Here is a 15,115-nt window from a genome sequence, read left to right on the forward strand (position 1 = left end):
GGGTTCCCGCGCCGGGGCGCGCGAACCCCTGTGACAGGGCTGTGACAGTCGGCGGACAACGTCATGAAACTGGGTTGGCAGTCTTTTGGGCACCGGGGAGAGATCAACACCCGGGACACACCGAACGAGCTGGCTCTTTGACGGGGGGCGCACGATGAACACGCTGCACGGCACCACTTCCAGCGCAGTGATCACGCGACTCCACGACGTCGTACGGGCCGGGGAGAAGTCCGGTGCCGTGAGCGGGCGGGGGTGCGCTCGCGGCACCGGGCGTCAGCGGCCGCCGTACATGGTGGCCATTGACGCGACATCGGTGGGACTCCCCGCGGCCAACGGGGGAAACGCGGGCCGCGGGGCAGTCGACGGGGGAACAGACGGGGGAAACCACGGGGGAACGGAGTACAGGGAGGGCACGGGGGAACGGCGCTCCGCGTCGGAGGCGGCCGAGGCCGAAGCGGCCTTCACCGCCTACGTCCAGGAGCGCCGCGCCTCCCTGTACGCCACCGCCTACCACCTGACCGGTGACCGCTACGAGGCCGAGGACCTGCTCCAGAGCGCGCTGTTCTCGACCTACCGGGCCTGGGACCGGATCAGCGACAAGGCCGCGCTCGGCGGCTACCTGCGGCGCACGATGACGAACCTGCACATCAGCGCCTGGCGCCGCCGCAAGCTCAACGAATACCCGACCGAGGAACTGCCCGAGACGGCCTCCGACGCGGACGCGATGCGCGGCACGGAACTGCGCGCCGTCCTGTGGCAGGCGCTGGTCCGGCTGCCCGAGGCGCAGCGCACCATGCTGGTGCTGCGCTACTACGAGGGCCGCACGGACCCGGAGATCGCGGACATCCTCGGCATCAGCGTCGGCACGGTGAAGTCGAGCATCTGGCGCTCCCTGCGCCGGCTGCGCGAGGACGAGGTCCTCAGCTTCGGCCGTGACGAGGAGGAGTCCTTCGGCGAACTGGTTGCCTGAGGACGGGGGAAAACCGGGGGACACGGGGGAGTACGGGGAAAACGGGGGGACGTGCCCGAGGGGTAACGGGGTACGGGGGAAACCGGTCGAACGGGGCGGAGCGATCCGCCGGGCCGGACGTATCGGGGGATACGGGGGAAGGGAAGCGGGTTCGGACGGCCGGGGGGTCTGTCCGAGCCCGCTTCCCGCGTTGTGCGTTCGGGCGCGGGCCTACGGGGCTGCGGCCCGCGGGCCCGCACGGCCTCAGGAACGTACGACGTCCGCCCCGACCGCGTCCCCCACCCGCGCCGCCGCGATACGGGCCAGCGCCTCCGGCTGCGCGCACGGATGGGCGCCCAGCGCACAGTGCCGGGCGACGACCGAGCGTTCCCGGCGCAGCAGCCGCAGCCCCCGGCGCACCAGATACACCGGCGGTTTACGGCCCTCGCGCAGATCCCTGGCCAGCCGCCGGCGAAAGGTGGTGGTGGGCCGGCCGCGCAGACACAGCGCATCGGCGAGCAGCCCCGCGGCGCGGCACTGCGCTATGACGTCGGCGGCGAAGATGCCCTCCGCGATGAACAGCGGCGCGCCGCCGAGATCCAGCCGCAAGGCGCCGACCCGGGCGCTGGCCGCGATGTCGTACACGGGCACGGCCGTCGTCCCCGTACGGCACAGCGCCTCGATCGCGGCGACCGCGGCCGCGGCGTCCCAGGACAGCGGCGAATCCCAGTCGGCGCCGCCGCCGTTGGGCAGCTGCGGCAGCGTCGGATCCGTCGCCTCCTTGTAGAAGTCGTCGAGATTGAGGACGGGCAGGCCGGTCAGCGCGGCGAGCGAGGTCTTGCCGGAGCCGGAGGGACCGGTCAGCAGGACGACGCCGGCGGGTGGCCGGGAAGGGGACTGGGAGCTCACGGACACCCATTGTCCGGCATTGGGCCGTTGGGAGTACCCCGGCGTATGAGACGGATCCTCGGCTGGATCCGTCGCCACTCCCTCGCCTACGCTACGTAGCCGATTGACTACTCCGAGGCGCCATCCGCAGGATCGCGCAGTCAGGTGGCACCGCATATGGCCTCTCACGCACGCCCCACGCCCCGCCGGATCTCCCGCACCCTGCTGCGTACCGCGTTCGCCGTCTCCGCGGCCGGTGCCGCCCTCGCGGCGGGCAGCTCGGCCGCGGCGAGCGCGGCGTCCGCCCCCGAGCGGGGCCCCGGACACCCGGCAACCGGGTCCGAACATCCCGCGGCCCGCGCCGACCGCCCCGTAATCCGCGTCAAACACCCCGCAACCGGGTCCGAGCATGCCTCGACCCGCGCCGACCGCCCCGCAGCCGGCGCCGAAGAGGTCGAGACCGGCTCCGGCCATCTCGTCATCCGTCCCTACCGCCCCGCGAGCAGGCCCGACGCCACCGCCAAGGGCGCGACCTCCGGCGTGCGGAATTCGGTCGCCGGCGCCACCGGTGCGCTCAAGAACCTCAAGCTCAACCCCCTGGCCAACACCGGGGTCGACCCGCTGGACAACTCGGTCGGCACCCAGGTCGGCGACTTCAAGCCGGTGAGCACCAAGATCGTGACCGGCCCCCTCTCGCGCGGCGACGCCCCCAAGGACCTGCCGCTGGTGGGCAGGGCGATGCGCTTCCTCCCGGGCTGAGCCGCCGGGCCGCGCACCCGCCGGGCCGCGCACCCGCCGGGCCGCGCACCGGAAACGGCGCGGGGCCCCGTCCGCCCGGACGAGGCCCCGCGCCGCCAACTCCCGGTCGTCAGACACCCATCGGGTGCCACACCGTCTTCGTCTCCAGGAAGGCGAGCAGCCGCTCCGTGCCCGGATCGGCGCTCCAGTCGGCCGCCCCCGGGCGCACCACGCGCTTGAGGTTGTCGGCCGCCGCCGTCTCCAGCTCCTTGGCCAGATCGGCGTCCGCGCCCGCGAGATCGAGGGCGTTGACGTCCTGGTGGGCGGCGAGCGGGGCCGCGATCTCCGCCGTACGGCCGGAGAGCAGATTGACGACGCCGCCCGGCAGGTCGGAGGTGGCCAGCACCTCGGCCAGGGACAGCGCGGGCAGCGGGGCGTTCCGGGACGCCACCACGACCACCGTGTTGCCCGAGACGATCACCGGTGCGATCACCGACACCAGGCCCAGGAACGACGACTCCTGGGGCGCCAGGACCGCGACCACGCCCGTCGGCTCGGGGGAGGAGAGGTTGAAGTACGGGCCCGCCACCGGGTTGGCGCCGCCGGCGATCTGGGCGATCTTGTCGGACCAGCCCGCGTACCAGACCCAGCGGTCGATCGCCGCGTCCACCTGGGCGGCGGCCTTGGCCTTCGACAGCCCCTCGGCGTCCGCCACCTCGGCGACGAACTGGTCGCGCTGGCCCTCCAGCATCTCCGCGATGCGATAGAGGATCTGGCCGCGGTTGTAGGCCGTGGCCCCCGACCAGCCGCCGAACGCCTTACGGGCGGCGACCACCGCGTCCCGGGCGTCCTTCCGCGAGGCCAGCGGGGCGTTGGCCAGCCAGTTGCCCTTTGCGTCGGTCACCTCGTACACCCGCCCGCTCTCGGACCGGGGGAACTTGCCCCCGACGTACAGCTTGTAGGTCTTCAGGACGCTGAGTCGGTCAGACATTGAGGTACGCCTCCAGACCGTGGCGGCCGCCCTCGCGGCCGTAGCCCGACTCCTTGTAGCCGCCGAACGGCGAGGCGGGGTCGAACTTGTTGAACGTGTTGGACCAGATGACGCCCGCACGGAGCTTGTTCGCCATCCACAGGATGCGCGAGCCCTTCTCCGTCCAGATGCCCGCCGACAGCCCGTAGGGCGTGTTGTTGGCCTTGGCGACGGCCTCCTCCGGCGTACGGAAGGTCAGCACGGACAGCACCGGGCCGAAGATCTCCTCGCGGGCGATGCGGTGCGCCTGGGTGACCCCGGTGAACAGGGTCGGGGCGAACCAGTAGCCGGCGGTGGGCAGTTCGCAGGCCGGGGCCCAGCGCTCGGCGCCCTCGGCCTCGCCCGCGTCGGCCAGCGCGGTGATCCGGGCCAGCTGCTCGGCGGAGTTGATCGCGCCGATGTCGGTGTTCTTGTCGAGGGGGTCGCCCACCCGCAGCGTCTGCATCCGGCGCTTGAGCGCGTCCAGCAGCTCGTCCTGGACCGACTCCTGGACGAGGAGGCGCGAGCCCGCGCAGCACACATGTCCCTGGTTGAAGAAGATCCCGTTGACGATGCCCTCGACGGCCTGGTCGATCGGCGCGTCGTCGAAGACGATGTTCGCCGCCTTGCCGCCAAGCTCCAGGGTGACCTTCTTGTCGGTGCCGGCGACCGTCCGGGCGATGGCCTTGCCGACCTCGGTGGAGCCGGTGAAGGCCACCTTGTTGACGTCGGGGTGGGCCACCAGGGCGGCACCCGTGGAGCCGTCGCCCGTCAGGATGTTGACGACGCCCTTGGGCAGCCCCGCCTGGCGGCAGATGTCCGCGAAGAACAGGGCGGACAGCGGGGTGGTCTCGGCCGGCTTCAGCACGACCGTGTTGCCGGTCGCCAGCGCCGGGGCGATCTTCCACGCCAGCATCAGCAGCGGGAAGTTCCACGGGATGACCTGGCCGGCGACGCCCAGGGGCCGCGGGTTCGGACCGTAGCCCGCGTGGTCGAGCTTGTCGGCCCAGCCCGCGTAGTAGAAGAAGTGCGCGGCGACGAGGGGGAGGTCGGCGTCGCGGGACTCGCGGATCGGCTTGCCGTTGTCCAGCGACTCCAGGACGGCCAGCTCGCGCGAGCGCTCCTGGATGATCCGGGCGATCCGGAACAGGTACTTGGCGCGCTCGGCGCCCGGCAGCGCCGACCACTTCTCGAACGCCTTGCGGGCGGCCTTGACGGCGCGGTCGACGTCGTCGCCGCTCGCCTGGGCGACCTCGGAGAGGACCTCCTCGGACGACGGGGAGACGGTCTTGAAGACCTTGCCGTCGGAGGCGGGGGCGAACTCGCCGTCGACGAACAGCCCGTAGGACGGCGCGATGTCGACGACCGCGCGGGACTCGGGTGCGGGTGCGTAATCGAAGGTCATGACTGCCTCAGTCCACCGTGACGTAGTCGGGGCCGGAGTACCGGCCGGTGCCGAGCTTCTGACGCTGCATCAGCAGGTCGTTCAGCAGGCTGGATGCGCCGAAGCGGAACCAGTCGGCGGTCAGCCAGGGCTCGCCCAGCGTCTCGTTGACCATCACCAGGTACTTGATGGCGTCCTTGGTCGTACGGATCCCGCCGGCGGGCTTGACGCCCACCTGGACGCCGGTGGCGGCGTGGAAGTCCCGTACGGCCTCCAGCATCAGCAGCGTGACGGGCGGGGTGGCGTTGACGGCCACCTTGCCGGTCGAGGTCTTGATGAAGTCGGCGCCGGCCAGCATCGCCAGCCAGGAGACCCGGCGGACGTTGTCGTACGTCTCCAGCTCGCCGGTCTCGAAGATCACCTTGAGGTGCGCGGCGCTGCCGTCGGGCCGGACGCACGCCTCCTTCACCTGCTTGATCTCCTCGAAGACCGCCAGGTAGCGCCCGGAGAGGAAGGCGCCCCGGTCGATCACCATGTCGATCTCGTCGGCACCGGCCGCGACCGCGTCACGGGTGTCGGCCAGCTTGACCGGCAGCGCGGCGCGGCCCGCGGGGAAGGCGGTGGCGACGGAGGCGACATGGATACCGGATCCGGCCAGCGCCTCCTTGGCGGTGGCCACCATGTCGGGGTAGACGCAGATGGCCGCGACCTTGGGGGCGGTGCGGTCCGTCGGATCGGGATGGACCCCCTTGGCGCACAGCGCCCGGACCTTGCCCGGGGTGTCCGCGCCTTCGAGGGTCGTCAGGTCGATCATGGAGATGGCGAGGTCGATGGCGTACGCCTTCGCCGTGGTCTTGATCGAGCGGGTGCCGAGAGTGGCGGCGCGGGCCTGGAGCCCCACCGCGTCGACGCCCGGGAGGCCGTGCAGAAAGCGGCGCAGCGCTCCGTCGTCGGCGGTGACATCCGCCATTGACGCCAGACGCCCCGCGGCTTCCTTGCCGTATGCGGGAACAGTGATGGGCATGGTCACGAGGGGAGCATATCTACGCGCGTAGCAACATGTCAGCCCCCGGAAGGGGGCCGAGGCGCGAATGATGCCGTAACGCAATGTCCGGCATCCGGACGGTCGGGCAGAATCGGCACATGACGAGCCCGCACCCCTCCACCGCGCCACAGCAGCAGTACGCCGACCGCAGCTATCGCTCCCCCGCGGCCCTGGCGGGCGGCTCTCTGCTCCTCCTGCTCGGCTTCTGGCTCGCCGGCGATGCGCTGCTGCGCGGCACCGGGCACACCAGGCTGACGGCCGCCTTCGCCCTGCTGCTCGGCGTTCCGCTGGTGTACGCCTTCACGCTGCGGCCCGTGGTGCGGGCGGGCGAGGACCGGCTGACGGTGCGCAACCCCTTCCGTACGATCACGCTGCCCTGGGGGGCCGTCGAGGACCTGCGGGCGACCTTCTCCGCCGAGGTGCTCACCGCCTCCGCGAAGTACCAGATGTGGGCCATCCCGGTCTCCCTCCGCGAACGCAAGAAGTCCGACCGCCAGGCCGCCCGCGCCGCCGCCGGCCTCCGCTCCGCCCGGACCGCCGACCCCGGCCCCGTCCCCCGCGCCACTGCCGACCGCACCCTCGCCGACCTCCGCGACCTCAAGGCCCGCGCGGCCACCCGCGCGACGGCCCAGGGCGAGGTGACGGTGCGGTGGGCGTATGAGGTTGTTGGGCCGGTGGTGGTGGGGGCGGTTGGGCTGGGTTTGATGCTTGGCTTGTAAGGGCGGGGGCGGCTGTGATCCGTACGCGGGGGGGGGCTGGAGGACCGGACCGATCCCGCCCACGGCACGGTCGGCCTGCCGCTGCTCGCAGCCTTGTCGACCGCCTGAGCAGGATCTCGGCGTCGCATCCCGCCCCGTACGCGATCGCTCGGGTGGGTATGCGTTTTTCCGCGACATCCCTGTGGTGACGCCGCTCCCTGCCCACAACATGATCCGGGCCCGAAGAAACGCATTCGGTCAGCGCATGGCGGTCCTCCGCCGACTCCCGTAAAGGTGGGGGAAATTCATTCGCGGTTGACGGCGATTGCGGTGAGACGCGCTGGACACGGTCGCGCGGGTGAGCAGCGACATGGGCCGCTGATCGGCTTTGTCCTCGCGGTTTTCAAGGACCTCGACAGCGTCACGTACTGAGGGCACCCCATGTGCCAGGGGCCCTGCCGTAGTCGGCAACGCCCCCGGCACATTCACGGGTCAGGCGTTGAGGTCCAGGACGCGGACCGGCTCACCGTCCCATTGCTTCGGTGCCGTGGTGGCAATGATCGCGCCGTCGGGGCGCTCGGGCGTGGGCTGCGCGGCGTACTGGCAGTGGGCCGCGGCCCACGTCCCCCGCTGCGCCACGGCAAGGGCGGCGGGCAGGTCCAGGTCCAGGACGGTGATGCCGGGCAGAGCGGCCAGGTGCTCGGCCGTACCGGGCCGCCGGCGGTCGGCTTCCACCAGGGCGCACGTGGGTGCATACAGGTACCAGTCCGCCTCGGCATGGGCCCGGTGGATGAGACGGGAGGCAAGGGCGTTGCCCTGGCCGGCCGCAGCCATCGCGGTCTCGTCCAGGACGATGTGCATGGCGTCGCTCACCGGCCGGCCACCCGTGCCAGACGCCGGTCGAGTTCACTGTCCAGGTCCTGCTCCTCAGCAGCGGTCGGGGCATACCCGTTCCACTTCTCCAGCAGCATCCGTGCCTTCTCCGCCCGCTCGGCACGCTCAGCCGGTGTCAGCAGGGTCTCGGCCAGGCGAGCCAGGTAAGCGCGCAAGGACAGGCCCTCGGCGGCGGCAATTGCGGCGAGCCGCTCCTTTGCCTCCTCAGGGAGGCGGATATTGGCATCGGGCATCGTCATGCTCCTTCCCATCCCCATAGGGTACGGGTACGTACCCGTACCCGTCATCTGTGGCCCACTCCGGTTCCGCATCCGGTGCTGTACGACGTCGACGCATAGCGGAGGCGGCGAGCGTCGGAGAGGGCCGTTCGCCATCTGACTCACCCCCGGCTACAGCGGCACCGCCTCATTTCACTTCCGCAACTTCAAGGGCCGGGCTCCGATGAGCCCGGCCCTCAATGCATGGAATTGACGTCTCGTCAGATTCCGGCAACCGCCGACAGATCCCGCTTGACGGCGGCCAGCGTCGCCGTCGCCTTCTCGCGGGCCGCAGGGAGCGCCGCCGCGTCGGAAACCGGGACCACGACCTCCAGGTAGCACTTCAGCTTCGGCTCGGTGCCGCTGGGGCGGACCACGATGCGGGCCGCTTCGATGCCGGCCTCCGGGGAGCCCGACAGGTAGTAGCGCAGCCCGTCGGTCGGCGGGAGGGAGTCGGTGCCCTTGGTCAGGTCGTCCGAGGACGTCACCGTCAGGCCCGCCAGCGTGGTGGGCGGGGTCTCGCGGAGCCTCTGCATCGCGGCGGCGATCAGGGACAGGTCCTCGACGCGGACCGAGAGCTGGTCGGTGGCGTGCAGGCCGAATTCCAGGGCGAGGTCGTCCAGGAGGTCGCTCAGGGTGCGGCCCGCGTGCTTCAGTTCGGCGGCCAGTTCGGCGATCAGCAGGGCGGCGGTGATGCCGTCCTTGTCGCGTACGCCCTCCGGGTCGACGCAGTAGCCCAGCGCCTCCTCGAAGGCGTACCGCAGGCCGTCCACCCGCGCCAGCCACTTGAAGCCGGTCAGCGTCTCCTCGTAGGGGAGGGAGGAGGCAGCGGCGATCCGGGACATGAGGGAGGAGGAGACGATGGTGGTCGCGAAGGTGCCGGACGCCTGCTTGCTGACCAGATGGGCGGCGAGCAGCGCGCCGACCTCGTCGCCGCGCAGCATCCGCCAGCCGTCCTTTGTGCCCGGGGCCGGTACGGCGACGGCGCAGCGGTCCGCGTCCGGGTCGTTGGCGATGACGATGTCCGGCCCGACGGACTGCGCGGTGGCGAAGGCGAGGTCCATCGCGCCGGGCTCTTCCGGGTTGGGGAAGGCGACGGTGGGGAAGTCGGGATCCGGCTCGGCCTGCTCGGCGACGACCGTCGGGGCGGGGAAACCGGCCCGCGCGAAGGCGGCGACGAGGGTGTCCCGCCCGACGCCGTGCAGGGGCGTGTAGACGACCTGGAGGTCGCGCGGGGAGCCGGGGGTCAGCACGGCGTCCGTACGTGCCAGATACGCCCGCAGGACCTCGTCATCGAGGGTTTCCCAGCCGGACTCGGGACGCGGTACGTCGGCCAGCGAGCGCACGGCGGCGATCTCGTCGGCGATCTCGCCGTCCGCGGGCGGCACGATCTGCGAGCCGTCGCCCAGATAGACCTTGTAGCCGTTGTCGCGCGGCGGGTTGTGGCTGGCGGTGACCTCGACGCCGGCCACCGCACCCAGGTGGCGGATCGCGAAGGCCAGCACGGGGGTGGGCAGCGGACGCGGCAGCAGCGCGGCGCGCAGGCCCGCGCCGACCATCACCGCCGCCGTGTCACGGGCGAAGTCCGCGCTCTTGTGGCGCGCGTCGTAGCCGATGACGACCAGCCCCGAGCCCTCGCCCTTCGCCTTGAGGTACCCGGCGAGCCCGGCCGCGGCCCGGATGACCACCGAGCGGTTCATCCGCATCGGGCCCGCGCCCAGCTCACCGCGCAGCCCGGCGGTGCCGAACTGGAGCGTGCCGGCGAACCGGGCGGCCAGCTCGTCGGTGTCCCCGTCGGCCAGGAGCCCGGTCAGCTCGGTGCGCGTCTCGGGGTCGGGGTCCTCGGCCAGCCATGCCTCGGCCCGGGTGATCAGCTCCGTGCGATCGGAAGCCACGTGATGCTCCTGCCTGTGGGTGCGGGGTGGGTGGGTGTGGTGGGAGGCGCAGTACGGCCCTGCCCCCGGCCCGGTCCCTGGGCCGGACGGGACCCAGGGACCGCGCCGCGGGCAGGGCCTCGGCCTCGCCCGGCTTGCGCCGCGGCTAGATCTTGCTGAGGACCTGTCCGAGCAGGGCCCCCATCTGGATCGCCGAGTCGCGGCCCGCCTGGAGCACCTCCTCGTGGTTGAGCGGCTCGCCCGTCATGCCCGCGGCGAGGTTGGTCACCAGGGACAGCCCGAGCACCTCGGCGCCCGCCTCACGGGCGGCGATGGCCTCCAGGACCGTGGACATACCGACCAGGTCGGCGCCCAGGGTGCGGATCATCCGGATCTCGGCGGGGGTCTCGTAGTGCGGGCCGGGGAACTGGGCGTAGACGCCCTCCTCCAGGCTCGGGTCGATCTCCTTGCACAGCGTGCGCAGCCGCGGCGAGTACAGGTCCGTCAGGTCGACGAAGTTCGCGCCGATGATCGGGGAGGTGGCGGTGAGGTTGAGGTGGTCGCTGATCAGGACCGGCTGGCCCGGGCGCATGCCGTCGCGCAGACCGCCGCACCCGTTGGTGAGCACCACGGTCTTGCAGCCGGCCGCGACGGCGGTACGGACGCCGTGCGCGACCGCGGCGACCCCGCGGCCCTCGTAGTAGTGGGTACGGCCCAGGAAGACCAGCGCGCGCTTCTCGCCGACGCGGTACGAGCGGACCTTGCCGCCGTGACCGGCCACGGCGGGCGGCGGGAAGCCGGGCAGCTCGGTGACCGGGAACTCGTGCTCGGGCGCGCCCAGGGCCTCGGCGGCCGGGGCCCAGCCCGAGCCCATGACCAGGGCGACGTCGTGGGTCTCGGCGCCGGTGAGTTCGCGCAGTCGCGAGGCGGCGGCGTCGGCGGCGGCCTGCGGGTCGCGGGCGATGTCGGGAGTAACAGATGCGTTCACGCGGACGAGGGTAGCCGGAAATCTCCTACGCGCGTAGATGTCGCTGCCCACACGGCTGGGACCAATCGCTCGTACCTTCCCACGAACCGGCGGGCCGGGCGTGGCGCACGACCCGCCCCGGCGCGGGCGGCAAGCCGCACCTCCCGGCCCCCGCTCTCAGCAGGGGCGCTTGCGCAGCTCCATCACATAGTCGTGCGGCGCGCCCGCCGATTCCGCCGCGTCGGCGATCTCGCCCAGGTAGCGGGCGGAGGGGAGGCCGCCCTCGTAGCCGTTGAGGACATAGACCCAGGCCGGTTCGTCGCCGTCCAGCGTGTGCACCCGCACCCGCATCCGGCGGTAGATGTCCAGGCCCACGCCCTCCCACCGGTCCATGGACTCCTCGTCCATCGGGGCGATGTCGTAGAGCGCGACGAAGACCTGCGAGCGGGGGGCCTCGACGATCGTCGCCAGGGCGCCTTCCCAGCCCATCTGCTCGCCGCCGAAGGTCAGCCGCCAGCCGTTCAGCCAGCCCGTGCCGCGCAGCGGTGAGTGCGGTGCGCGGCGGGACATCAGCCGCGCGTCGAGGTTGCCGGCGTACGCGGCGTAGAGCGACATGGTTCCGAGGGTACGGGAGGTTGCCGGGTCGGCTCTTGATACCGGATTGCTACCGGAGATTCGTACAAAGCGGCGGGACCGCCCGCGTCCGCCCGGTCGCTACGCGCGCAGAGTGCCCCCGGGGAGAGCGCCGGCGGGCCGTGCGGGACAATGGAGGGCGTGACTCGGATCGTGATCATCGGTGGCGGACCCGGCGGATACGAGGCGGCCCTGGTGGGCGCCTCTCTCGGCGCGGAGGTGACCGTCGTCGACTGCGACGGTCTGGGCGGGGCGTCGGTGCTCACCGACTGCGTACCGTCGAAGACTTTGATCGCGACGGCCGAGGTGATGACCACCTTCGACTCCTCCTACGAGGAACTGGGCATCATCGTCGAGGACGACACGCCGTACGTGGACCGCCCGGCGCGCGTCGTCGGCGTCGACCTCGGCAAGGTCAACCGCCGCGTCAAGCGCCTCGCGCTCGCCCAGTCGCATGACATCACCGCCTCCGTGACCCGCGCCGGCGGCCGGGTGATGCGCGGCCGCGGCCGCCTGGAGCCGGGTCAGTCGCCCGACGGTGCGCGCCGGGTGACGGTGACCGCCGCCGACGGCACCGAGGAGACCCTCGTCGCCGACGCGGTGCTGATCGCGACCGGCGCCCACCCCCGCGAGATCCCCGACGCGCTGCCCGACGGCGAGCGGATCCTGAACTGGACGCAGCTCTACGACCTGACCGAGCTCCCCGAGGAGCTCATCGTGGTCGGCTCCGGTGTCACCGGCGCCGAGTTCGCCGGCGCCTACCAGGCGCTCGGCTCCCGCGTCACCCTCGTCTCCTCCCGCGACCGCGTCCTGCCCGGCGAGGACCCCGACGCCGCCGCCGTCCTGGAGGACGTCTTCCGCCGCCGCGGGATGAACGTCATGGCCCGCTCGCGCGCCGCCGCCGTCAAGCGCGTCGGCGACCGCGTCGAGGTCACCCTGGCCGACGGCCGGACGATCTCCGGTACGCACTGCCTGGTGGCCGTCGGCTCCATCCCCAACACCGCGGGCATCGGTCTGGAGGAGGCCGGCGTCAAGCTCAAGGACTCCGGCCACATCTGGACCGACAAGGTCTCGCGCACCAGCGCCCCCGGCGTCTACGCGGCCGGCGACTGCACGGGCGTCTTCGCGCTCGCCTCCGTCGCCGCCATGCAGGGCCGGATCGCGATGTACCACTTCCTGGGCGACGCGGTGACGCCGCTCAATCTCAAGACCGTCTCCGCGAACGTCTTCACCGACCCGGAGATCGCCACCGTCGGCTACTCCCAGGCCGATGTCGACAACGGCAAGATCGACGCCCGGGTGGTCAAGCTGCCGCTGCTGCGCAACCCGCGCGCCAAGATGCAGGGCATCCGCGACGGCTTCGTCAAGCTCTTCTGCCGCCCCGGTACGGGCATCGTGGTCGGCGGCGTGGTGGTCTCCCCGCGCGCCAGCGAGCTGATCCACCCGATATCGCTCGCGGTCGACAACAACCTGACCGTCGAGCAGATCGCCAGCGCCTTCACGGTCTACCCGTCACTCTCCGGCTCCCTCGCCGAGGTCGCGCGCCAGCTGCACACCCGCAAGGCGGCCAGCGAGTAGACGGTCCGGCGCGTGCGCCCGGCGGGCCGTCGGGCGCGCTCCGGGCGCACGGGTGATTTACCTGACCAGCAGTCAAACCGTATTGCGCACCCATGAGTTCGTGCGCGGCGCACGCCGTATATCACGGCAGCGCATGCGCCGTGCGCAACTTCCGGTATTTGGTGCAACCTGCTGAAAACAGACGGTCGTTGGCGTTACTGTCAGTTTCGTGTTCGCTGCAGAACGTCGCCAATTGATCCTTGAAATGGTGCGTGCCAACGGAGCGGTGTCGCTCCGGGAGCTCGCCCGTGTCGTCCAGACCTCCGAAGTGACCGTACGGCGGGATGTGCGGGCGCTGGAGGCGGAAGGGCTGCTCGACCGCCGCCACGGCGGGGCGGTCTTGCCGGGAGGTTTTACCCGGGAGTCCGGATTCCCGCAGAAATCCCATCTAGCGACCGCCGAGAAAACGGCCATCGCAGATCTCGCCGCGGGTTTCGTCGACGAGGGCGAGGCCATCGTCGTCGGCGCCGGGACCACCACCCAGGAGCTGGCCCGTCGGCTGGCCCGGGTGCCCGGTCTGACCGTGGTCACCAACTCGCTGCTGGTCGCCCAGGCCCTGGCCCATGCCAACCGCGTCGAGGTCGTCATGACCGGAGGCACCCTGCGCGGTTCCAACTACGCGCTGGTCGGCAGCGGTGCCGAACAGTCCCTCCAGGGGCTGCGGGTCTCCCGCGCCTTCCTCTCGGGCAGCGGTCTGACCGCCGAGCGGGGCCTGTCCACCTCCAACATGCTCTCCGCCAGCGTCGACCGGGCGCTGGTACAGGCGGCGGGGGAGGTGGTGGTGCTCGCCGACCACACCAAGCTCGGCTCCGACACGATGTTCCAGACCGTGCCCACGGACGTGATCACCCGGCTGGTCACCGACGAGCCGCCGGGCCACGACGACCGCGCCGCCACCGAACTCCAGGCCCTGGCTGATCAGGGCGTGCAGATCGCGGTCGCGAGCGGTCCGGGCGCCGGGCAGGGACCGGACCGGACCGGCGGCCCGGACGGCGCGGTCGGGGAGCGCAGGGCCTCCCGGCGGGACGTGCCGCTGCCCGGCCAGCGCCGCAACCTCCCCCCGGGCAACGGCGGTTCCCCCCTGCGCCCGGCGCCGTCGCTGGCGGAGGGGCCGGGCGGCCGGGTCGCGGACCTGGCGCCGAGACGCCGCTGATCACGTACGCCGTGGTGGGTCGGGGCCGGAGCCGTTGTCGGTTGCTGTGCCGGCTGTGCCGGCTGTGCCGGCTGTGCCGGCTGTGCCGGCTGTGCCGGCTGTGCCGGCTGTGCCGGCTGTGCCGGCTGTGCCGGCTGTGCCGGCTGTGCCGGCTGTGCCGGCTGTGCCGGCTGTGCCGGCTGTGCCGGCTGTGGTGGCGGTGGTCCCGTACGGCCGGACCGCCCCTCAGCGCCCCGCCGTGAGCCCGCTGAGGGTGAGCGTGAGCAGGCGGTCGGCCAGGCCCGGGTCGTCGGGGGACTCCTCGACGGCCAGGGCGATGCCGTTGGTCAGCTGGAGCAGGTCGCCGATGGCCACATCGGGGCGGACGGCGCCGGCCCGCTGCGCCCGGCCGAGCAGGGCCTCGCCGGCCTCGCGCATCGGCACACAGCACCGCGCCATCGCCGAGCTGTCGTCCGCCGACGCCGCCATCAGGGCGCGGGACAGCCCGCGGTAGGTGCTGGCATGGGTGATGACCGCGCGCAGCCAGTCGACCAGCGCGCGGCACGGCTGCGGCGCATCGGCCAGCTCCCTGGCGTACGTCAGCAGCGCGTCCACCTCGCCCTGGAAGACGGCGCCCATCAGGGCCGTACGGCTGGGGAAGTGGCGGTAGAGGGTGCCGATGCCGACGCCGGCGCGGCGCGCGATGTCCTCCAGCGAGGTGTCCGTGCCGTGCTCCGTGAAAGCCGTACGGGCCTGGGTCAGCAGTCGTTCGTAATTACGGCGCGCATCCGCCCGCATCGGGCGCGCGCCCGCCGTCTCGGTCCCCATCGCCGTCCTCCCTCGTCCCGGCCGGTCCCGGCCCGGTGGGTCCAGGATGCCACTGCGGGTCCACCGGGCGGCCCGGACCGGGTGGCCGCGGCCGCTGCGGCCTGCGGAATGACTCCCCGGCAGACATCCGGTGAACCGGCGGCGACCCCGCGCCGTCGTCTGGCCGAACACCTCGCGCGCACGGCAACGCCGGCGGCCCGGC

At 72.3% G+C, this 15,115-nt stretch carries 15 protein-coding genes; 5 read left to right on the top strand and 10 right to left on the bottom strand.

Features of this window, described 5'->3' with window-relative positions:
* The first annotated feature begins 154 nt into the window (after positions 1-154).
* A complete protein-coding gene (locus B1H19_RS25710; protein ID WP_083107124.1) occupies positions 155-970 on the top strand; it encodes a SigE family RNA polymerase sigma factor in 816 nt (271 codons plus the stop codon).
* 243 nt (positions 971-1,213) lie between these two features.
* On the opposite strand, the gene B1H19_RS25715 is transcribed toward B1H19_RS25710, so the two are convergent.
* On the bottom strand, positions 1,214-1,858 hold the full coding sequence (locus B1H19_RS25715) for a uridine kinase family protein (protein ID WP_083109876.1): 645 nt from the start codon (positions 1,856-1,858) through the stop codon (positions 1,214-1,216).
* 156 nt (positions 1,859-2,014) lie between these two features.
* Here B1H19_RS25715 and B1H19_RS40640 point away from each other — a divergent pair, with 156 nt between their 5' ends.
* A complete protein-coding gene (locus B1H19_RS40640) occupies positions 2,015-2,596 on the top strand; it encodes a hypothetical protein (protein ID WP_083107125.1) in 582 nt (193 codons plus the stop codon).
* A gap of 109 nt (positions 2,597-2,705) precedes the next feature.
* Here B1H19_RS40640 and B1H19_RS25725 read toward each other — a convergent pair whose 3' ends face one another.
* The 3 genes from B1H19_RS25725 to deoC are packed head-to-tail and all read right to left on the bottom strand — an operon-like array spanning position 2,706 to position 5,992.
* A complete protein-coding gene (locus B1H19_RS25725) occupies positions 2,706-3,566 on the bottom strand; it encodes an aldehyde dehydrogenase family protein (RefSeq protein WP_083107126.1) in 861 nt (286 codons plus the stop codon).
* Positions 3,559-4,989, bottom strand: coding sequence for an aldehyde dehydrogenase family protein (locus tag B1H19_RS25730; protein ID WP_083107127.1), 1,431 nt, complete (start codon positions 4,987-4,989; stop codon positions 3,559-3,561). The genes B1H19_RS25725 and B1H19_RS25730 overlap by 8 nt, the downstream gene beginning before the upstream one ends.
* Before the next feature lie 7 nt (positions 4,990-4,996).
* Complete coding sequence (deoC, locus tag B1H19_RS25735; RefSeq protein WP_203237370.1) at positions 4,997-5,992, bottom strand: deoxyribose-phosphate aldolase; 996 nt, start codon at positions 5,990-5,992, stop codon at positions 4,997-4,999.
* 119 nt (positions 5,993-6,111) lie between these two features.
* On the opposite strand from deoC, the gene B1H19_RS25740 reads away from it, so the two are divergent.
* Positions 6,112-6,732 (top strand): PH domain-containing protein, encoded by a 621-nt coding sequence (locus B1H19_RS25740; RefSeq protein ID WP_083109877.1) that lies wholly within the window; start codon positions 6,112-6,114, stop codon positions 6,730-6,732.
* Between the two features lie 471 nt (positions 6,733-7,203).
* Here the strand turns inward: B1H19_RS25740 and B1H19_RS25745 are convergent, their stop codons facing one another.
* The 5 genes from B1H19_RS25745 to B1H19_RS25765 form a co-directional block, all read right to left on the bottom strand.
* Positions 7,204-7,572 carry a PIN domain-containing protein gene (locus B1H19_RS25745; protein WP_083109878.1) on the bottom strand — a complete coding sequence of 123 codons (369 nt, stop codon included), beginning with the start codon at positions 7,570-7,572 and terminating at the stop codon, positions 7,204-7,206.
* An 8-nt stretch (positions 7,573-7,580) separates the two neighbouring features.
* On the bottom strand, positions 7,581-7,838 hold the full coding sequence (locus B1H19_RS25750; protein ID WP_083109879.1) for a hypothetical protein: 258 nt from the start codon (positions 7,836-7,838) through the stop codon (positions 7,581-7,583).
* A gap of 245 nt (positions 7,839-8,083) precedes the next feature.
* Entirely contained in the window at positions 8,084-9,757 is a 1,674-nt protein-coding gene (locus B1H19_RS25755; RefSeq protein WP_083107129.1) for a phospho-sugar mutase, read from the bottom strand.
* A 145-nt stretch (positions 9,758-9,902) separates the two neighbouring features.
* Positions 9,903-10,724, bottom strand: coding sequence for a purine-nucleoside phosphorylase (locus B1H19_RS25760; RefSeq protein WP_083107130.1), 822 nt, complete (start codon positions 10,722-10,724; stop codon positions 9,903-9,905).
* A gap of 156 nt (positions 10,725-10,880) precedes the next feature.
* A complete protein-coding gene (locus B1H19_RS25765) occupies positions 10,881-11,318 on the bottom strand; it encodes a gamma-glutamylcyclotransferase family protein (protein WP_030066865.1) in 438 nt (145 codons plus the stop codon).
* A 150-nt stretch (positions 11,319-11,468) separates the two neighbouring features.
* Between B1H19_RS25765 and B1H19_RS25770 the strand changes: the two genes are divergently transcribed.
* Both B1H19_RS25770 and B1H19_RS25775 read left to right on the top strand, forming a co-directional pair.
* The gene (locus B1H19_RS25770; protein WP_083107131.1) at positions 11,469-12,914 is read left to right on the top strand and encodes an NAD(P)H-quinone dehydrogenase; all 1,446 of its coding nucleotides are present in this window, start codon (positions 11,469-11,471) and stop codon (positions 12,912-12,914) included.
* A 244-nt stretch (positions 12,915-13,158) separates the two neighbouring features.
* Entirely contained in the window at positions 13,159-14,106 is a 948-nt protein-coding gene (locus tag B1H19_RS25775) for a DeoR/GlpR family DNA-binding transcription regulator (RefSeq protein WP_237289513.1), read from the top strand.
* A 225-nt stretch (positions 14,107-14,331) separates the two neighbouring features.
* On the opposite strand, the gene B1H19_RS25785 is transcribed toward B1H19_RS25775, so the two are convergent.
* A complete protein-coding gene (locus tag B1H19_RS25785; RefSeq protein WP_237289514.1) occupies positions 14,332-14,913 on the bottom strand; it encodes a TetR/AcrR family transcriptional regulator in 582 nt (193 codons plus the stop codon).
* Between the last annotated feature and the right edge of the window lie 202 nt (positions 14,914-15,115).

This window comes from Streptomyces gilvosporeus, assembly GCF_002082195.1.
Lineage (GTDB): Bacteria > Actinomycetota > Actinomycetes > Streptomycetales > Streptomycetaceae > Streptomyces > Streptomyces gilvosporeus.